16 protein-coding genes and 2 pseudogenes are annotated in these 19808 nt (G+C 64.9%); 10 read left to right on the forward strand and 8 right to left on the reverse strand.

The window, feature by feature from the left end:
* The first annotated feature begins 109 nt into the window (after window positions 1-109).
* Entirely contained in the window at window positions 110-826 is a 717-nt protein-coding gene (locus KHY18_RS09765; RefSeq protein WP_349630268.1) for a hypothetical protein, read from the forward strand.
* Between the two features lie 74 nt (window positions 827-900).
* On the opposite strand, the pseudogene KHY18_RS09770 reads toward KHY18_RS09765, so the two are convergent.
* Window positions 901-1095, reverse strand: a pseudogene (locus tag KHY18_RS09770) (3'-5' exonuclease); the annotation flags it as partial.
* A 526-nt stretch (window positions 1096-1621) separates the two neighbouring features.
* Here KHY18_RS09770 and KHY18_RS09775 point away from each other — a divergent pair.
* The 3 genes from KHY18_RS09775 to KHY18_RS09785 all read left to right on the forward strand — a co-directional run bounded on the left by KHY18_RS09775 (window position 1622) and on the right by KHY18_RS09785 (window position 5773).
* Complete coding sequence (locus KHY18_RS09775; protein WP_213298662.1) at window positions 1622-2143, forward strand: sigma-70 family RNA polymerase sigma factor; 522 nt, start codon at window positions 1622-1624, stop codon at window positions 2141-2143.
* 11 nt (window positions 2144-2154) lie between these two features.
* A complete protein-coding gene (locus KHY18_RS09780) occupies window positions 2155-3156 on the forward strand; it encodes a FecR domain-containing protein (protein ID WP_213298666.1) in 1002 nt (333 codons plus the stop codon).
* A gap of 103 nt (window positions 3157-3259) precedes the next feature.
* Window positions 3260-5773, forward strand: coding sequence for a TonB-dependent siderophore receptor (locus KHY18_RS09785; protein WP_213298669.1), 2514 nt, complete (start codon window positions 3260-3262; stop codon window positions 5771-5773).
* An 87-nt stretch (window positions 5774-5860) separates the two neighbouring features.
* On the opposite strand, the gene KHY18_RS09790 is transcribed toward KHY18_RS09785, so the two are convergent.
* Window positions 5861-7012, reverse strand: coding sequence for a GGDEF domain-containing protein (locus KHY18_RS09790; RefSeq protein WP_213298672.1), 1152 nt, complete (start codon window positions 7010-7012; stop codon window positions 5861-5863).
* Window positions 7013-7347: 335 nt separating this feature from the next.
* On the opposite strand from KHY18_RS09790, the gene KHY18_RS09795 reads away from it, so the two are divergent.
* Window positions 7348-7839 carry a hypothetical protein gene (locus tag KHY18_RS09795; RefSeq protein WP_213298743.1) on the forward strand — a complete coding sequence of 164 codons (492 nt, stop codon included), beginning with the start codon at window positions 7348-7350 and terminating at the stop codon, window positions 7837-7839.
* 43 nt (window positions 7840-7882) lie between these two features.
* On the opposite strand, the gene KHY18_RS09800 is transcribed toward KHY18_RS09795, so the two are convergent.
* A complete protein-coding gene (locus tag KHY18_RS09800) occupies window positions 7883-8116 on the reverse strand; it encodes a hypothetical protein (RefSeq protein ID WP_213298675.1) in 234 nt (77 codons plus the stop codon).
* 165 nt (window positions 8117-8281) lie between these two features.
* Between KHY18_RS09800 and KHY18_RS09805 the strand changes: the two genes are divergently transcribed.
* Window positions 8282-9664, forward strand: a complete 1383-nt coding sequence (locus KHY18_RS09805; protein ID WP_213298678.1) for an aminotransferase-like domain-containing protein — start codon at window positions 8282-8284, stop codon at window positions 9662-9664.
* Window positions 9665-9687: 23 nt separating this feature from the next.
* On the opposite strand, the gene KHY18_RS09810 is transcribed toward KHY18_RS09805, so the two are convergent.
* The 4 genes from KHY18_RS09810 to KHY18_RS09825 form a co-directional block, all read right to left on the reverse strand.
* Entirely contained in the window at window positions 9688-10461 is a 774-nt protein-coding gene (locus KHY18_RS09810) for an alpha/beta fold hydrolase (RefSeq protein ID WP_213298681.1), read from the reverse strand.
* A 5-nt stretch (window positions 10462-10466) separates the two neighbouring features.
* The gene (locus KHY18_RS09815; RefSeq protein ID WP_249729022.1) at window positions 10467-11453 is read right to left on the reverse strand and encodes a tripartite tricarboxylate transporter substrate binding protein; all 987 of its coding nucleotides are present in this window, start codon (window positions 11451-11453) and stop codon (window positions 10467-10469) included.
* Window positions 11454-11465: 12 nt separating this feature from the next.
* Entirely contained in the window at window positions 11466-11690 is a 225-nt protein-coding gene (locus KHY18_RS09820) for a hypothetical protein (RefSeq protein ID WP_213298684.1), read from the reverse strand.
* Between the two features lie 71 nt (window positions 11691-11761).
* Window positions 11762-12439: a TetR family transcriptional regulator gene (locus KHY18_RS09825; protein ID WP_213298686.1), complete on the reverse strand. Its 678-nt coding sequence runs from the start codon at window positions 12437-12439 to the stop codon at window positions 11762-11764.
* A gap of 293 nt (window positions 12440-12732) precedes the next feature.
* On the opposite strand from KHY18_RS09825, the pseudogene KHY18_RS27050 reads away from it, so the two are divergent.
* The 3 genes and pseudogenes from KHY18_RS27050 (at window position 12733) to KHY18_RS09845 (ending at window position 17391) form a co-directional block, all read left to right on the forward strand.
* Window positions 12733-13572: pseudogene (locus tag KHY18_RS27050) on the forward strand (tripartite tricarboxylate transporter substrate-binding protein).
* 20 nt (window positions 13573-13592) lie between these two features.
* On the forward strand, window positions 13593-15479 hold the full coding sequence (locus KHY18_RS09840) for an alkyl/aryl-sulfatase (protein ID WP_213298695.1): 1887 nt from the start codon (window positions 13593-13595) through the stop codon (window positions 15477-15479).
* Window positions 15480-15588: 109 nt separating this feature from the next.
* Window positions 15589-17391, forward strand: a complete 1803-nt coding sequence (locus KHY18_RS09845) for a tannase/feruloyl esterase family alpha/beta hydrolase (RefSeq protein WP_213298698.1) — start codon at window positions 15589-15591, stop codon at window positions 17389-17391.
* 24 nt (window positions 17392-17415) lie between these two features.
* Here KHY18_RS09845 and KHY18_RS09850 read toward each other — a convergent pair whose 3' ends face one another.
* Window positions 17416-18795, reverse strand: coding sequence for an MFS transporter (locus KHY18_RS09850; RefSeq protein ID WP_213298701.1), 1380 nt, complete (start codon window positions 18793-18795; stop codon window positions 17416-17418).
* A gap of 103 nt (window positions 18796-18898) precedes the next feature.
* Here KHY18_RS09850 and KHY18_RS09855 point away from each other — a divergent pair, with 103 nt between their 5' ends.
* Window positions 18899-19798 carry a LysR family transcriptional regulator gene (locus KHY18_RS09855; protein WP_213298704.1) on the forward strand — a complete coding sequence of 300 codons (900 nt, stop codon included), beginning with the start codon at window positions 18899-18901 and terminating at the stop codon, window positions 19796-19798.
* Window positions 19799-19808: the final 10 nt, after the last annotated feature.

Below are 19808 nucleotides of genomic sequence, written 5' to 3' on the forward strand. Positions count from 1 at the left end.
GAATGGCTGTCAGGCACTAAGGCCAGGCCATTCACCTGGCTGGAAATAGATATATTTCATAACTATATTCCAAGCATTTTCCACGTCAGCAGGGGAAACCCTGGGTCGGGTGTTGCTGCTGCTGCGGAACGCCCAACTCAGCGGCACCGCTGGAAATTCCACGGTCGATACAATCCAGTTCAACGAACGTCTGCTTTCCGTGTTGGCGAAAATGCCGATGCTACAAACGATGACCATACCAACGCTGCTTCGCGCACTGACTATTGGGGTGCTCGTCATAATTCTTTCGGCGTGCGCGCGCACCCGACATTACACCGAGACGTTCTCAACGCTGGGCATGTCATCGGATTCGAGCATGTTCGTGGTGCTCGGCGACCAATATCACTACATTTTTGAAACCGATTCGATCATGGCGTCGTCGTTGAGTGCCGGCTTCCGTCGCCACCTGACCGCCGAGATGATCAGGCCTTTCAATGTCGGTGCGGGGGGCAAGACCGCCGGTTACGTCAGGCTCCAATTGGCGCCGGAAGCGACTGCGCAGGATAAGGCCCAGGCCAGGAAGCTGGGCTATGGTGAAACGCAAGACGGCCTCATCTACTACACCGCCTTCATGGTGGGCAACCGCTATGTACCACGCCAGGATACGACGCCCGCCAGCGCGATGGCACTGAGCAAGCGCTATCAAGTCGAAGTGATGGATTCCCAAGGCAGCGCCGACGCCATGCGGCTGCTTTCGCCGATTTACATGGCTGCAGGCGTGGGCCTGGTCGTAGCCAATCCGGCCGTTCTTCTGGTGACTCTTCCCGTCGGAGGATTGAAACCTTGAACGGCTTCAGAAAACCAACAGCCTGCTTTGAGACGACCGAGCGGCAAGCCGCCAATCAGTGCACCATCCATCGTCTATTGCGGCGCTGCAATCAGCGCCTTCGCAAAGGCTCCCGTCCCTGCGACGGTTAGCACCAGCTTCTGTGTCGCCCGGGTTGCGGCCACATAGAACAACTTGGCCTCGTCTGCCGGATCTTCGCCGTCACGGGGCATTTGGCCAATCCCGGCGACTGCCACCACTGGAAACTCCAGACCTTTGCTCGCATGCATCCGACGTCCCCCCGAATTTGAGCAGCAGCCGCATTTTGGACAAGTGCCCATGCAAAACAATGACCTGGCGACTGCGTAAAACGAAAGATCAGTGACTTCCCCCCCCCCCGCTCTAGGCCCGCAGGCCCCCTGGAGACTGCTGCCTCAAGTCCAGCCCGAGTCCCGTCCGCTGCCCTTGAAACAAGAGAAAGCTCGCTGGACAGAAAGCACCGCTGAAGCTCAAGGACATCTGGGCCCCCCCCCTGTGACTGCCAGTTCTCCTATGCGAGGCTGTGTGCCGGGATGCTTCACCCCAGACAACAGTGCAAAGCGCGTCGGAATGCGCCAGGCGACTGAGCTTCTGCGGCAAGTCACTCTGCTTTCGTTTTCTCCGGGCGTGGAGGCCTGATCGCCACCCTTGATCTGATCACCGACGGCAAGCATTGCAGTCGTCCTTTGTCTGCCTGCCGATGGTTGCTCATCGCATGAAGCGATGCATGCACAGTAAAATACGATTAATTCTCATTTGGCAAATCCAAGCCACCCCATGCCCGCCTCCCCTCACGTCGCCATCGGTCTGCCCGACCACCCTGTGGGTCTTCTCTACCAGGAGCACCACGGCTGGCTTGTCGCGCTGCTGCGCCGCAAGCTCCAATGCCGGGACGGCGCGGCGGACATGGCGCACGACACCTTTTTGCGCGTGGTGCTCAAAGCCGATGTACTGCCCGAGTTGCGCGAGCCGCGCGCGTATCTCGCCACGGTGGCACGTGGTCTGCTGAATGACCACTGGCGACGGCGCACGCTGGAGCAGGCCTGGCTGGACACGCTGGCGATCTTGCCGCAGGACCTCGCGCCATCGCCGGAAGATACGCTGTCCATGCTCCAGACCTTGCAGCGACTCGACGACATGCTCAGCAGCCTCGCGCCCAAGGCCAGGCAAGTGTTTCTGCTTTCACAACTGCAGGGCCTGGGCTATGCCGAGATCGCCAAGCAGACAGGCATCAGCGAACGCACGGTCAAGCGCTATATGGGGCAAGGATTCGAGCTGTGCCTGACGCTCATGGATTGAAGTCTTCGGCCATGGCAACGACCTCCTCCGACGCCACCGTCATCCGTGCCGCCGCACAGTGGCTGGTGCGACTGCATTCGGGCCAGGCCGGCCCCGACGATGTGGCCGCCTGCAACCACTGGCGCGCCGCCGATCCTGCACATGAAAGGGCATGGCAGAAAGCCGAGCGCCTGGCGCGCGACTTCGGCTCGGTGCCGCCCGCGCTGGGCATGCCGGTGCTTTCGCGCCAGGCGACCAGCGTCAACCGCCGCGCTCTGATACGTACCCTGGCGGCACTGGGTGTCGCCGTTCCCGCCATGTGGTCGGGATGGCGGCATGCGCCATGGCAAGGCTGGGTCGCCGACTATGCCACCGCGAAGGGCGAACGCCGCGAAATCGTGCTGACCGACGGCAGCCGCCTGACCCTCAACACCGACAGCGCCGTGGACGTAGTGTGGAGCGACAGCCTGCGGCTGGTGCGTCTGCAGCGTGGCGAAATCCATGTGCGCACCGCGCCCGACAGCGCCGATCGGCCCTTCGTCGTCGATACACCGCAAAGCCGCCTGCGCGCGCTGGGCACACGGTTTCTGGTGCGCCTGCCGTCGGCGCAGGACACCCTGCTGACCGTACTGGAGCATCGTGTGGAGGCGTCGCCGCACAATGGCGGCGCCAGAGTCATCGTGGGCGCGGGCCAGCATGCGCATATCACCCAGGATGGGGTGGGTGCGGTCCAGCCCCATTTCGCGCTGCCCGGCAGCGCGCCCGATGGAGAACCCGGATGGCTGCAGGGCGTGCTCTATGCCGACGGCATGCGGCTCGCCGATTTCCTGGCCGAACTCTCGCGCTATCGCCCTGGCGTGATCCGCTGCGCACCGGAGGTGGCGGGACTGCTGATCTCCGGCGGCTTCCAGTTGGCCGATACCGATTACGTGCTGGCCACGGTGCAGGAAATCTTGCCCGTGGATGTGACGCTGCGCACCCGCTGGTGGGTCATGGTCACGCCGCGCGGCAATGCCGCGTCGAACGCTTCCTGAATTTTTTTGCTGGCGGTTGGCACTTTTGCACTGCGCTGTTCGGCAAGTGGTGGATCGCCCCAATCAAGGGGGCTTGCATTCACCGAAGGAAGTGACCGACCGCATGAAGACATCTCTCACATCAAGCTTGACCATAGGCGCGCTGCGCCCCGTGGCCCTGGCCACCTGGCTTGCCGCCACGGCAGGCGCCGTGGCGCTCGCGCCGCCAGTTGCTCATGCGCAGCAATCCGGCAGCCCGGCTGCCGTGCGCAGCTACAGCATCGCCGCGGGCCCTCTGGGGCCGGCACTGTCGACGTTCGCCGGCCAATCAGACATCACGTTGGCGTTCACTCCGGACCAAGCCAACAACCTGCGCACCCCGGGCCTGCAAGGCACATACAGCATCACGCAGGCCTTGGCACAGTTGCTGGCCGGCACCGGCCTGCAAGCCGTGGCGCGTGAGGGCGGTGCCTACACGCTGCGCAGCGCTCCGGTGGTGGCCGCGGCCACAGCCACCACGGTGCCAAGCCTGGCGGAAGTGCGCGTGGCCGCACAGACCGTGTACAACGACGGCACCACAGAAGGCACGGGCAGCTATACCGCCGTCGGCACTAGCACTCTGGCGACAGGCCTGGGCCTGTCGCTGCGAGAGACACCGCAGTCCATCACTGTGTTCACACGTGCACAGATCGAAGACCAGGCGTTGTACAACCTGCCTGCCGTGCTCAAGCAGACACCCGGGATCAACTTTGAACAGGCCGACAGCGAGCGCTTCAGCATTTTTTCCCGCGGTTTTGGTGTCGACAGTTTCCTGGTGGACGGCATGCCGATGTCCAGTCATGCGGCCGGTGCCTATGAGCTGCTCTACCAAAGCCAAATGGATATGGTGGCGTTTGACCGTGTGGAGATCGTCAAGGGCGCCACTGGCCTGATGCGCGGCGCGGGCTCGCCCTCGGCGTCCGTCAACATGGTACGCAAGAGGCCCACAAAAGAGTTGCAGGCCACGGCGCAGGCAACGCTGGGCACGTGGAACCTGCGGCGCCTGGAAGGGGATATATCCGGCCCCCTCAATGAAGCCGCAAGCGTACGCGGCCGTGTGGCGATGGTCGACGAAAAGGCCGACTCCCATGTCGACCGCTACAACCGTGACAAGAAATCCGTGTTCGCCGTGGTGGAGGCAGACATCACGTCGGCAACGACGCTTTCGGTGAGCGCCAACCACATGGACAACACCGTCAACGGCATGCCGTTCAACGGTGCCGTGCCGATGTTCTACCGCGACGGTACGCGTATCGATCTTCCACGCACCTGGTCACAGGTGCCGTCGTGGTCGCGCTGGCATTCAAAGAGTACGTTTCTAGGGGCTGACCTGGAACATCATCTGGATTCGGGATGGATCGCCAAGCTCTCCTATTCGAACCAGCAAAGCGACAGCACGCTCACCGGCTTGACATGGGACGGCTACCCTGACCGCAACGGCAGTGGCAGAACCGGCTGGCGTGATGCGTATCTGGATGACACGCGGCGCGACAGCTGGCGGCTGAATGTCTCGGGCCCGTTTGATCTGCTGGGGCGCAGGCACGAAGCCATGTTCGGTGCCGGTACGGTCGACTCCACCCTGACGACCGACGCGTACTACGACTGGGACGGGTACTCGCCGACCAATTTCTTTGCAGAAGCAGCCGGTGTCCCGTCACTGGCACAGACCGAGCGCGTCTGGGTGGATACGACCGTGCTGCATACGCGTGAGAAAAACGCCTATGGCGCGCTTCGCCTGCGTCCGACCGATGCGCTCTCGGTCATTCTCGGAACCCGGGTCAGAAACTGGTCGACAGACAACTCTTCCACGACGCGCAATGTGACCCCCAATACCGTCACCACGACGGCATACAAGCACAACAACGTATTGACGTCCTACGTCGGTGCCGTGCTGGACCTCAATACCCATTACTCGGTGTATGCGAGCTATACCGATATTTTCACGCCGCAGAACTATCGTGATGCACGTGGTGATTTGATCGGCCCGGTGGATGGCAGCGCTTATGAGGCCGGCCTGAAAGGGGAGTTCTACGACAAGAAACTCAACACCACGATGGCGGTCTATCGCGTCAAGCAAAATAATCTGGGCGAGAGCACCGATGAGACATTCAACGGCCAGCCGGTGTATGTCGGTATTCCCGGAGCGGTGGCAACGGGTATTGAAGCCGAAATTGCGGGAGAACTGCAGCCCGGATGGCAGATCCAGGCAGGCATTGGACACAACACTGTTCGCGATGCCAACGGCAATGCAGCGTTGACGAACAGCGCGCGCAATACGTTCAAGCTGTTCACAACGTATCGCCTGCCGGGCCAGTGGGCGCAACTGACGCTGGGCGGTGGTGTACGCTGGCAAAGCAGCACCTACCGGGATGGTGCGGGCCCGAACAATGACAGGATCTTGGGGACGCCAGACGATCGCCTCGAGCAGCCGGCTTACAGCGTGGTGGACCTGATGGCGAACTACAAAATTTCGCCGAAGATGTCCCTGGTGCTGAACTTGAACAATCTGTTCGACAAGTCATACATCACGACTTTGCGGCAAGGGGCCCAATACGGCAGTCCCAGGTCCATCAGTGCAAGTCTCAGGGTCCGCTACTGATTCGACGAGGACAGACCACGCCGCTGAAGGTGAAGGACAGCCGTAACTACAGCGCCGGTCAAGGCCGGGGGATCATCAGAACAGCCGCTAGGCCGGGAACGGCACAAGCTCCATCCGGTCCCGCCCCTTGCGCTTCGATGCGTAAAGGGCTTCGTCGGCGCGCTTGAGCCAGTGCGACAGCTCCGTGTCGGGCTGGTCGAACAGGCTTGCGCCTATGCTCAGGGACACCGGCTCCGGCGTCGCGAACATCGCGCGCGCCTGCTGCGCGAACGCCTCGCGCAAGTCCTGGCCCAGCGCCTGCGCGCCGGCGCCCGAGACGCCGCGCAGCAGAATCACGAACTCGTCCCCGCCCAGCCGCGCGGCCAACGCGCCGTGGGGCAGCGCGCCGCGGATGATGTCGCTCAAGGCCATCAGCAGGCGGTCGCCGGCATCGTGACCGTGCAGGTCGTTGACCTGCTTGAAATGGTCGATGTCGATCAGCAGCAGCGCGCCAGGGCGGGCCGGCGAGGCCTGCTTCAGCAGCTCCGGTGCGCGCAGATAGAGCGCGCGGCGATTGTCGAGGGCCGTGAGCGGGTCGCGGGCGGCGATCTGCGCGATGCGTTCCTCACGCCGATGGCGCTCGGTGCCGGTCATGGACATCGCGAGCAGCATGATCGCCATCACGCCTTCCACCAGCGAGATGGGAATCATCGCGCCGCGGAAACTGGCCAGGTTGACGAAGGCGTCCGGCACCAGGGTCGATCCGGCCTTGGCGAGGTAGAAAATGCCGTGCGCCAGCAGGACGAAACGCAGTTGCGCCGCACTCACGCTCAGCGCGACGCCATGCGCGTGCAGCAGCAGGCCGGCGCGCAAGGTGATGACTGCGATCAGCAGCGACTGCACGCCCAGCATCGCCTTGGACCACCAGGGGCTGTCGGGCAGAAACAGCATCGCCAGCCAGACAGCGGCCACCAGCCACCAGGCGTTCGGCAACCGCACACGCGTGAACCCGGCGACGCCCGCCAGGAAAAACCAGTGGGCGCAGATCAGCATGCCGTTGGGGAACCAGATGCCGAACAACACATAGCCGCGCGAACGCAGCAGGGCCAGCACGCAGCCCACGGAGATGATGGCAAACCCCGTGCTCCAGAGCAGCAGAGAGCGTTCGCGCACGCTATTCCATTCGGCGGCCAGGTACAGCGCCGAGGCGGCAGCCATGGCCGCGGTGATGACGAGCAGGGTGAAGGGGTCGAGAACCATGGATGATGAATGTATCGGCTCAGGCGGGCTGCGCGCGGCCAGGAGCAGTGCGCGGGAGCGTATCAGCTGCTCGGCGGCGACGGTCGGGCCGTCGCCTTGAAATCGGGCGCGGTCGCGCGCGAGGCAAATTGTCGCAGGACGCGGATTCTCCGGCATCTCCTGTGGGCCGGGCCGTCGGGCGCAAGCAACGGATGGTCATGGATGAAATCCGCTGCGTCGCCCTCATCAGGGCCTATGCCGCCCGGAACGCCCGCCCCTGGGATAAACCCAGCCGCACAAAACTGTATAAAAAACCAATAGACTTTGGACTTGATCGCATCAGAAAAAGTCCAGACATGTCAGCAGAACTCGAGCAAGAAGAAGTCTCAATCTTCGAAGACCGCCTTTGGCATCACAAGGGTTGGGAAGCCCGCGTCATCAAGAATGAAGACGACGATGGCTGGGCTGTGGCCATGACCCAGGACGGCCAGGCGGAACCAGCCCTGATCGGCCCATGGACCATGGGGCGTGACAAGAAGAGCCCCAAGCCGCTTGACGTGTCAGCCTTCAACACGCTGGTGAAGACTGCCAGCGAAATAATACGCCGCAACGAGCAGCACCTCGCAGCGCTGCTGCACAAAGATATAGAGATCGAAGTCCGCGGATTGCGTGTGACGGTGGCTCTCGATATCGAGCCCGATGAAGAGAGCGCCAGCGCGACGCTCACGGCCACCGCAGCGGACGGCAGCCAGTTGGCCCAGATACGTGTCAGGCCCGACCATAGCCTCACTCGTTCATCTGCACAGCGCTGGGCAGACGCCGGCTACCCGCGTGAAAGCGAAGACTGAACCTCGCAAGCAGGTGCTTGGCTTCAGAGCGTCAGGCTTTTGATCAAGGAAGGCTCAAGTCCAGACCGAGCATCCTGGCAAGCGCGAAGGCGCCGAACCCCAGGCCCAGCAGCAACAGCATGAAGATGGCAACCACCTTGCCGCCAGCGAGCAGCACCGCGCGCCTGTCGGCCCCCTTCTTCCCCTGGTCGTAATGCCACTTGACGGCGAAGAACATGCACGTGCTGAGCGTGAGAACCTTGAACAGAACGAAACCTACAGGTATCCAATCGATCATTTTGAGAATTTCCAGCCTATGACTTGACACTGTCTATCGTGAGGAGCGCCACCTCCCGGATGAGAGGCGAAACGCCAGCGCCAGCCATACAAGAATGGTGTCGCTGCACCATACTACTTAAAAGCAATTTCCATACATTGAGCGCAAACGTGGGCGTTGAAATCCATGCAAGATGACCATTTGCCAGTCTGGCTGCCGCGATTGGCCCTGCAGGGCGGCCCACGTTTTCTGCAGATTGCGGATGCGCTGCAGGCGGCGGTGGAAGACGGATCGCTGAAACCGGGTGACCGCCTGCCTCCGCAGCGCCATTTGGCAGCACAACTGGATGTCGACCTGACGACGATCACGCGCGCATACGACGAAGCCAGACGCCGCCACTTGCTCGAGGGACGCGGCGCGCGCGGCACTTATGTCGCGGCGCCTAAAGTCGAATTGACTTCGGTGCTCGATCTGAGCATGAACACCCCGCCACCACCGGAGGGCGTGGACTTCGACGACATGTTGAAGCAAGGTCTGTCGCAAGTATTGATGCGGGCAGACACTGAACTGCTGATGACTTACCACCTGGGTGGCGGAAGCGACTCCGACCGCAAGGCCGGGGCCAAATGGCTGGAGCCCATGTTTGGAGCGCTGGATTCTCGGCAGGTCGTGGTCTGCCCAGGGGCGCAGGCAGCGATCGCCGCCTTGATTCTTGCGCTGACGGCGCCTGGCGATGTGATCCTGGCGGAGCCGGCAAGTTACCCCGGCCTGCGTACCGCAGCAACCCAATTCGGCCGGCGCATCATGGCAGTGGAAACCGACCAGCAAGGCATGGTGCCTGAGGCGCTTGAGCAAGCCTGCCGCCAGCACCAACCTGGGCTGGTCTACCTCAATCCGACATTGCAGAACCCTACCGCCATCACCATGGGAGAACGCCGGCGCCAGGAGATCGCCAGCATCGCCAGGCGCTGCAATGTACGCATCGTCGAGGACGACCCCTACTGGCTTCTTGCCGAGGCCCCGCCGCCGCCCATCGCCACGTTGGCGCCGGAACAGGTGTACTACATCTCTACCCTGTCGAAATGCCTGACGCCCGGCTTGCGCGTCGCCTTCGTGCTGATACGTGACCCGCATGAACGCGAACGTTTCCTGGTCGCGCTACGCTCCTTTGCGCTGATGGTCGCACCCCTGACGGCAGCACTCGCCACGCAGTGGATCTTCGACGGCACGGCGGACCGATTGATGGCCGGCATACGCCAGGAGGCGCGACTGCGCCACCGCATGGCCAGGGATATCCTGGCCGGGCGCTACAGCGGCGCTGGCGACGGCCTGCATGTCTGGCTCGAGTTGCCGGGATATTGGAGCTCCTCGCAGCTTGCGCGCGCCGCCGAAAGCGAAGGCATAGCCGTCACGCCGGCGCAGGCATTCGCCACCGGCAGCGTATCCGTGAATGCCATCCGTATCTCCTTGGGCAGCATCAAGGACCGCGCACGCTTACGGGCGGGCCTTCAACGGCTGTCTCAGCTGCTGGCGCGGCGGCCCGAGTCTCCCAACGCGGCGGTGGTTTAGCGGCCCGGGAAACTCGGTAGGTCTCACTTCGGCGGCGACTGCTCCGCCTTCTCCAGAAAGTCGAGCACGCCCTGCAGGTAGGCGCTGCGATGCGATTCACCGCGCCACTCTTCGATGAGCTGCACGCGCGGCGCCAGTGTCGCCAGTTCGCGCGAGATCTCGGCCGGGTGGTGCACATCGTTGCCTGCAAGCACCAGCAATGGCGTGGGCGTGTTGCGCACGAAGTCGCGCGAGACGCTGAAGACGAAGTCCTCGCCACCGAACAGGTTCTGCTCCAGCGCCTGAAGGTGCGCAGGCGCAACGCCGGCCAGACGGTCCGCCGCGCCGTCCACCCAGACCTGGAAGTTGTGGCTGCGCAAGAGCGCATTGCGTGGCGACCAGCCTATGGGCTGCTGCAGCACGGCCGAAGCCACGCGCTGCGGCGCCAGCTCGGCCAGGCGCAAGGCGAACGACGAGCCTATGCACGCCCCCAGCACATGGAAGCGCTCTATGCCCAGCGCATCCAGCAGGCCCAGCTGATCGGCGGCAAAGCTGTCCCAGTTGTCCTGCGGGCCCACGGGCGCGAACGACTGGCCGGCGTTGCGCTGGTCCATGGCGATGACCCGGCGCGCACGCGCCAGTTCCACGGTCGGGTCGGGCCAGTTGCGCGCGCGGCCGTCGTGCGTGTGGCGCCACAGGCCTATGCGCGAACGCAGGCCGCCCGGCGCCAGCAGCAGCACGGGCAGTCGCGGCGCGGCGTCGGCATCCGGGCCGTAGGTTTCGTAGTGGAGCCGTGCTCCGAGGTGAAGGGTAGGCATGTGCGTCACTCCACTCGGGCACCGAGGCTCTTGAGCAGCGGCGGAAAGGTGGCGACATCGCGGTCCAGCTGGCGCGCGAACGCCTGCGACGAACTGCCCACGGGCTCGAAGCCTTGGCGCGCGAGCTGCGTGCGAAACTCCGGATCGGCCAGCACACTGGTGACGGCCTGCTGCACGCGGTCCACCACGGCCTGCGGCGTGCCGGCAGGCGCGAGCAAGCCGAACCAGCCGTTTTCGAGATCGATGGTGATGCCCGCTTGCGCCAGAGTAGGTACGTCCGGAGCCAGGCTGCTGCGCCGCTCCTGCACCACGGCCAGTGCGCGCAGGCGCCCTGCCTGAATATGTGGCTGGGCCGCGGGCAGCGCCACGATGGCCGCGTCGGTCTCGCCCCCCAGCAAACCCACCAGTGCCGGCCCGGCGCCCTTGTAGGGAATGTGGCGCCAGTCGCCTCCCTGGGCGCGGTGCAGCTTCACCAGCGCGAGGTGATTGCCGTTGCCAAAGCCCGGCGTTCCCACGCTGATGCCGCCGGCGCCGCGCGCCTGGGCGGCCAGCGTCGCCATGTCGCGTGCCGTCGCATCGCTGCGCACCACGATGACGGTGGGTGAACTGGCGATGATGCTCACGGGCACGAAGCTGCGCACGGGGTCGTAGCGCACTTTGCCCTCGAACAGCGTGACATTGGCCACCAGCGCATTGCTGGTCAGCAGCAGCGTGTGGCCGTCGGGCTTCTCGCCCGCCACCAGTTCATGGGCCAGATTGCCGCCCGCGCCCGCACGGTTCTCGACCACAAAACTGGCACCAAGCCGCGGGCCCAGCGCATTCGCCAGCCCCCGGCCCAGCACATCCATTGCGCCACCCGGCGCCAATGGCAGCACCAGGCGCACATTGCGGTCATTGCCAATGGCAGCTCCCGCCGTCGTGCTGCCGGCCGCCGCCGCGAGGGCCGCCGCGGTGCGCAGCCAGGCACGCCGCGTTGCGATTGCATTCATCATGGCCACTCCCGCTCAGGCCGCCGTGGCCGGCACAAGGTGGATGATCATGGGCGCGATGGCGACTGGAGCAAGCGGGAAAGAAATCGAGAAACGCATACCGGAAACGTGCAGAAAGACAAACAGACATTCATCTTGCGATAGACCTGCGCGCCCGGGCAACGAAGCTTTTCGCGCTTGTTTATGCGTTTCGGGAAGCAAGCGCAATGCCGCCCATTCATCGGCTGCGGCCAGCGCCATCAGGCCTCGTTGCAATGCATCTGTAGATGCCGCGATGGCCGTTCGCCGCCCCGCCGTAGGCCCGGTCTACGTCAACTCTCGGCTTGAAGGTATGCCAGCACCATCCTGGTCAACTCCCGCGTCATGGCCTGGTCCTGAAAACGCAGCGGCCCGGGGTCGTTGAGCGTGGCATGGACCAGCGTGCCCACCAGCATCTGATAGGCGGCCTGCACGCGCAGCACGCGCTGGGACGCGTCGACATGCGCGATGAGCGGCACGAGCAGGGCCACCAACTCCTTGCGGTACATGTCACCCAGCTGCCTGAAGGGCTCCCAGCTGCCATCGGCCGCCTGGCGCAATGCCGAGCGGTAGATGCCGGCATTGGTCTGGTAGCGCCCGACGATCCACAGCGTCAACTCCTCGCACACTGTCTGCAGACCGGGCTCCTTTGCAGCGAGGATACGGGCGCTGAACTCGTTGAAGGCCACCTGCGAGCGCAGGCTGGTCACGCGCTGCAATACGCGAAAGTAGCTCTTATTGTCTTCGAAGCGGCCGTAGAACGCACCGATGGTGACGCCGGCCTCCTCGCACAGGTCTTCCAGTGAAAGCGCTTCGAAAACCCGGTGTTCCAGCAGCCGCAAACCCGCGTCTACGAGTGCCTGGGCCGTGCGCACGCTGCGCTCCTGTACGCCGGGTTTGACTTCCGGCAGCAAGCCTTCGCGCAGCCACTGGGCGAAGCGCGCGTCCACCCCTTCTGCAAGCCGCATCATCGCGGCGCCAAGCGCGTTTTTCGCACTTGCTTACTCGTAAACGGCATATCGGATTTCTAAAAATATAGTCAATACTATAATTTTGCAGGCGGTCATGAACCCTCACAAAACGGCCGCGGGCCGTCATGGATCAGGGGTGCGCCAGCAAAGCCACCCCATCGTTTGAACTGATCATGACACACACTCGTCGCGCCGCCCTCACCGCTCTGGCGGGCATTTCGTGGGCTGCCAGCCAGGGTACCCTGGCTGCCTCGCAACCCATTCGCCTGGTGATTCCCTACGGCGGCGGCGGCATGGGAACGATCTTCGCCAACCTGGTCACCGAGATCCTCACGGTGGAACTCGGCACCTCCGTCTATGCAGACTACAAACCGGGCGCCAATGGCGCCGTGGGCACCGAACTGGTGGCGCGTTCCGCACCGGACGGCCGCACGCTGGTGATGGTGACCACCAGCGCACTGAGCATCAACCCGGCCTTCATGCCCGCGTTGCGCTACGACCCGCTGCAGGACTTCGCGCCGGTGGGCATGGTCTGGCTGGCCCGCAATGTGCTGTACGGCAACCCGCAGACCGCCCCCACGCTTGCCGCTCTGGTCAAGCTCGGCAAGTCGCGGCTGCTGAACTATGGCTCGCTGGGTGTCGGCTCGCTGGCCCACCTGACGGCGGAAATGCTCTTGCGCAAGGCGGGCATCGAGGCGGTACATGTCCCGTACAAAGGCCAGGGCCAGGTGATGGCCGAAGTCGCGGGCGGCCGACTCGACTTTGCGTTCACCGACCCTTAGGGTCTCCCATTGGCGGCGGCCGGGCGCGTGGCGGCGCTGGCCGTCACCGGGCCCACGCGCCTGCCCTCCGCTCCCCAGCTGGCGACGCTGGAGGAGCAAGGCTTTGCCGGCGTGGGCGCGCTCAGCTGGATAGGCATCGCCGCGCCCGCGGGCACGCCGGCGGCCATGCTCGAGCGCGTCAGCGCCGCGCTGGCAAAGGGATTCAGCTCCGCAGCCATGAAAGCCAAGGTGCTGGAGCTGGGCTGCGAAGTCGCGCCCGACATGAGCCCGCGCCACCTGCGGGAAACACTGGCACGCGAAGTGCCGCAGTGGAAGCGTTTTCAAGCCGAGACGCGCATCTCGATCAACTAAAGCACAACGAGCCCTCAACGATGCATCCAGCCCACCCCGCCACCCTTGCCGCGCACGCACAAACGGCGTCCGAACTCAATTTCAACGACACCCGTGATTTTGCTGACGCCCGACGCGGCTTCATAGGCACCATTGAGGATGCCCACATCGAAGCCGATGCCGGCGGCGTGGCATGGACCATGCGCCAGCATGCCTTTGTGCAAGGCGATGCACCGCACACTGTGAACCCTAGCCTCTGGCGTCTCTCCAAGCTCAATGCGATCCACGGCCTGTTCGAGGTGACTGCCGGCATCTACCAGGTGCGAGGCTTCTGCCTGGCCAACGTCACCTTCGTCGAAGGCACGGCGGGCGTGATCGTGATCGACCCGCTGACGTTCACTGAGCATGCCCGCGCGGCGCTCGCCCTGTACCGCCGCCACCGCGGAGACCGGCCGGTCACGGCCGTCATCTATACCCACAGCCACCGCGACCACTACGGCGGCGTGCGCGGAGTCATCACGCCCGAGGAAGTGAAAACGCGCGGCGTGCCCATCATTGCGCCCAATGGCTTCACGCAGGAGGCGTTCTCCGAAAGCATTCTTGCGGGCGTGCCCATGCGCCGGCGCTCGCTGTTCCAGTTCGGCACTTCGCTGGAACCCGGCCCCATGGGCCACATCGACAGCGGCCTGGGCAAGGCGGTGGGCCGCGGCGGAGATGGCTTCATCGCGCCGAACATGGTGATCACGGCGACCCGCGAGCACCACCATGTCGATGGCGTAGAGATCACGTTCCAGATGACGCCCGGCGCCGAGGCCCCCGCGGAAATGAACCTGTTCTTCCCCCGGCACCGCGCATTGAATCTTGCGGAAAACGCCTGCCACACCATGCACAACCTGTGCCCGCTGCGCGGCGCCAAGACGCGCGATGCACTGGCCTGGGCGCGCTACCTCGACGAAGCACTGGACCAGTTCGCTGCGCATGCCGACGTGGTGCTGGCGCAGCACCACTGGCCCGTGTGGGGCGCGGCGCGCATCGGCGAGTTTCTCGGCGGCCAGCGCGACCTGTACCGCTATCTCCATGACCAGACGCTGCGCCTGATGAGCCATGGCCTGACGCCGCATGAAATCGCCGACACGCTGATGATGCCGAACAAGCTCTCGCAGCAATGGTTCGCGCGCGGCTACTACGGCGCCGTGGCGCACAATGTGCAGGCTATCTATGCGCACTACCTGGGCCCGTATGACGGCAACCCGGCACGGCTCAACCCCTTGGCGCCGGACAAGGCCGCCCAGCGTTATGTCGACTACATGGGCGGCGCCGACGCGGTGATCGCGCGCGCGCGCCAGGACTTTGCAGCCGGCGAATTCCGCTGGGTCGTCCAGGTGCTGGACCATGTGGTGTTTGCCGATCCGGGTAATTGGCCGGCCCGCGAACTCGCCGCCAATGCGATGGAACAACTCGGTTACCAGGCCGAGTCGGCCACCTGGCGCAACAGCTATCTGCTGGGCGCGCGCGAGCTGCGCCAGCGCCATAAACCCAAGGTGCCGCAGGGCATCGCCATCAGCCCCGATGTCGTGGCCGAACTTCCGCTGGCCAGCTTCCTCGAATTTCTGGCCATTCGCGTCAACGGGCTGCAGGCGCAAGACCTCAAGGCGCGCTTCGATTGGCAGCTCGATGACGGCGATTGCCAACGCCTGACCTTGTCGAACGGCGCACTCAACCATCTGGCGGGCAGCCACGGCAGCGCCGCGGACGCCACCATCCGCACTTCTCGCGCTCAGTTGGCCCGCTGGCTGCAAGCCCCGCTGCTGCTGCTGGACGACCTGGCGTCCGAGCATCTACGCATCGACGGCAACAAGGCCCTGGTGGCCGCCTTCCTGCAGACGCTCGAGGTCTTCGACCCCATGTTCAATATCGTGCAAGCCTAGGCCAGGCCGCGCCCTTTTCGTGGGCCGGCCTGCATTCCTGTCGTACTCAGGGTGGACAGACTTCGCACCACTTCGTCGCTACGCTGGCCAGACAACAACAGGAGACGACATGTCGGCTGACAGCTACGCAAAAATAGCGGCGGTACTTTCTTCAATCGCACTGATCGCCGGCTGCGGCGCAGGCGGGGCGAGCCTGGCACCACCCGCGAACGCAGGCACAGGAAACACCCCGCTTCCTGCGGGGCCCGGCGCCCGAACGACGCTCGATGCCGCCGCGTGCGCCGCGCTCGCCGGGCACTCGCTGGGTGACGGCTCTGCACAGCAAGGCTTGGGGAAAGTGGCTACGGCGGTCTGGACTGCAGGGGAGAAAGCGTCCAACCCTGCCCAGTCCACACCGGATCATTGCCTTGTAGAAGGAACGATGAACGCCAGGACCAACGGCCTGGATGGCAGCGAGGGCTCGGCAGCGACATCCGGCGCCGCCGCATACGGCATCGACTTCCGCATCAGACTGCCCGCAGCATGGAACACCAAGACTTTTTTTGAAGGCATCGGAGGAACCGCGGGCTCCTTGAACGCCGCGCGCGGCGACTTGCGCGTCGCAGGCGCGCAAGACAACGCGCTCATGCGCGGCTACGCGGTCGTCGCCACGGACACCGGACATCGAACGATGCCGGGCACCAACGGCAGCTTTCGGTTTGGCTTCGACCCACAGGCACGGCTCGAATACGGGCACTTGTTTTTGCCCATCGTTGCCAATGCATTCAAGACGGTGGTGCAAGCGGCCTACCTGCAGGCGCCCCGCCGCTCTTACTTTATTGGCAGCTCGGGCGGCGGGCGCCAAGGCATGAAAGCCACCCAGATGTACCCCGATCTATTCGATGCGGTGGCCGTCGTGGTTCCCGGGTTTCGCGTTGCCTCGGCGACGATTGCGAACATGGTCATGGTGCAGGAGCAGGCCTCCATCTCGCGCACCGGCGTGGACGCGGTGACGCCCGATATAGCGACCGCATTCAGCCGCGCTGAACTCAATTTTGCGGCCGGCAAGATCCTCGAGCAATGCGATGCGCTGGATGGGGTCGCCGATGGGATGATCTTCAGCCCTTCGCGCTGCGCCTTCGACTCCCAGCGCTTGCTTTGCAGCGCAGCCAACCCCGCCTCGGGCTGCTTCAGCCAGCCGAAGATCGACGTCTTCAAGCGCATCCACGACGGCATTCCCCAATACTCGCCCTGGAGCTTCGATCCAGGCCTGGCCGCGGACAACGGCTGGCCCAGCCATCGTCTGGGCGCGGTGAACACCGTGGCGGGGGCGCCCAACACCGCAAACATCGCGGGACAAATGGCAGGCCACCTGGCGTTTGATCTGGTGATTCCGCCTGTCGAAGACCCGTTCGCCAATCCCTACCTGTACATGCTCAACGGCGACCCGGCAGCCGCGTTTGCCAAGCTCTCCGCCACGTCGACGAAGTTCCCGCACTCTGCCTTCAGCCTGATGAACGCCGATTCGCCCAACCTCGACAAGTTCGCCGCTCGCAAGGGGCGGCTGCTGATGGTGCACGGCCTTGCGGATCCCTATTTCTCGCCCGCGGATTCCACCCGGTATCTCGATCAGCTCAACAAGCGATATGGGGCCGAGGCGGCCGCCGACATCGTCCGCCTCTTTCTGGTTCCGGGCATGAACCACGGAACAGGGGGGCCCACCACCGACGTGTATGACACGCTGCAGCTCATTGACAACTGGGTCGAAACGGGAATTGCTCCCAACTCCTACGTGGCCGGAGTGAATCCCGGCAACGCGGCCCTGCCCGCCAACTGGTCACGGTCGCGTACACGGCTGATCTGCGCCTATCCGACAGAAGCCCACTACCGTGGCGGCGCCATCGAGCAGGCGGCAAGTTTCGAATGCCGGTAAGCACGCGCGGCCCGGTACGGGCGCCTAGGCGCTGCGCCCCCGCAGCGCCGTGCGCCCCAACCAGAGCGCGGCCAAAGCCCCGAGACACACCGACGCCAGCAGCCACATGACCCGCTGGTAGCCCGCGGCGAATCCCCCGCCCTGCGCTGCAAGGCGATACAGCACGGTCCCGATCGCCAGCCCCAGCGCCCCGCCCACGTTGTGCAATGTGGTCGCCATTCCCAGCGCCGTGCCCGCAAGCGCTTGCGGCAGTGCTGTCAGCGCGGCCGTCATCGACGGCCCGAGCACGCAGCCCCAGCCCAGACCCATGAAGCCAAATGCGGCCAGTACCCAGGGCCAGGACGTGCTGGCGTCAAACACGGTTTGCATCAGGGCCGACACCAGCAGCGCCGCAAAGCCCGCGCCCATCACCGGCCCGGTGCCCCAGCGATCGCAGCCGCGGCCGGCCAGCGGCGAGACCAGCGCCATCACGGCCGTGGTTGGCAGCAGCAGCCAGCCCGTGGCCGCGCTGTCCTGGCCGCGCAGTTCCCCCAGGTACAGCGGCATCAGAAAGAACGCCACGCAATAGAAGAACGCCAGCGCCGCGGTCGCGCACGCGGCCACGGCAAAGCGCGGCTGCACGAACAGCGGCCAGCGCAACAGCGGCGCCGGCGCGCGCTTCTCGACCACGACCAACGCCGCCCCCGCCAGCACGGCGACGGCCAGCAGGCCCAGCGTTGCGCGCGACGCCCAGCCCCAGTCGCCGCCGTGTATCAGCGCCGCGAGCGCGCCGGGCAGCACCGCCAGCAACAGCACCGCGCCCAGCCAATCAAAGCGCGCGCGTGCAGCAGGCGCGGCAGCGAGCGCAAGCCGCCCCATGCACAGCGCAAAACTTGCGGCGATCAGCGGAACATTGACCAGAAAGATCGCGCGCCAGCCCCAGGCCTCGACCAGCAGGCCGCCGGCCACGGGCCCCAGCGCCAGCCCCAGTCCGTTGATGCTGAACAGCAGGCCCAGCGCCCTGCCGCGCTGCGCTTCGGGAAACATCGCCGCCACCAATGCCGCCGACGCGGTGTACAGGCCGGCGCAGGCCATGCCCTGCACGGCGCGCCAAGAGATCAGCCAGCCGAGGCTGGACGCCAGGCCCGCGCCCAGCGAAGCCAGCGCGAACAGCGCCATGCTGGCAAACATCACTTCGCGCCGGCCGTAACGGTCGGCGAGTTGCCCCACGGCAATGGTGCAGCTCGACAGCGCGACGACAAACGCCGTGACTATCCATTGCACATGCGCAATGTCGGCCTGCAAGGCCGACTGGATCGCAGGCACGGCGGTGTTGACGATGGTGAAGTCTATGCAGCCCAGAAAGCTGGCGATGGCGATGCCGGCCATGGCCAGCCAGCGCTGGCGGTGTGGCGAAATGTGCATGGTTGAGGAACTCCTGGGAAAGCAGACCATGCTAATAAATAAGCCATGGATCGAATCCATAGAATCAACCACAACACAAGAGCATCCAACTATCGAATCTCCCATGCAGTCCTTTGATCGGTTTCACGGCATTCAGGCGTTTGTGCGCGCGGTGGAGTGCGGCAGTTTCAGCCTCGCTTCGCGCCAGTTGGGCCTGTCGGCCTCCAGCGTGGGCAAGGCCGTCGCACGGCTGGAGCAGCGCCTGGGCGTGCGCCTGTTCGAACGCACGACGCGACGCATGGCGCTGACCGACGAAGGCCAGGCCTTTCACGAAAGCTGCCTGCGCGCGCTCGCCGAGCTGGACCAGGCCGAATCGGCACTCGCCGAACGTCGCGTGCTGCCCACGGGGCGGGTGCGCATCGCCCTGCCCACGCTGTACGGGCGCATCTGCGTGCTGCCGGTGCTCAGCGGATTGCTGGCGCGCCACCCCGCGCTCGATCTCGATCTGCTGCTGTCGAGCCGCGCCGTCGATCTGGTCGAAGAGCATGTCGACATCGCGCTGCGCATAGGCAAGCTCGAAGACAGCGCCTCGCATGTCGCGCGCCGGCTCGGCGAACAGACGCTGTGCCTGTGCGCCGCGCCCGCTTACCTGGAGCGTCGCGGCGAGCCGCGCACCCTCGATGCGCTGCGCGATCACGACGGCATTGCGCGCCTGCGCGGCGATCTCGCCGAAGCCTGGCAATTCAACGATGCGGCCGGCGCGCAGCGGCCCCCGCAGCGCGCACGGATGCGCGTGAGCGATCTGGCCGCGGTCAAGGACGCCGCGCTCGCCGGCCAGGGGCTGGCGCAATTGCCGGGCTGGTTTGTCGAAGACGAAGTGCGCGCGGGACGGCTGCAGATGGTGCTGGGCGACGCCCAGCCCGCGCCCCTGCCCATCCACCTGCTCTGGTCCAAGACCACGCGCATGACCGCGCGCCAGCGCGTCACCATTGACGCGCTGATCGACGGCCTGCAGCGCGCATAAAAAAAGCCCG

This window comes from Acidovorax sp. CCYZU-2555 (assembly GCF_018413525.1).
Classification (GTDB): Bacteria; Pseudomonadota; Gammaproteobacteria; order Burkholderiales; family Burkholderiaceae_C; genus Comamonas.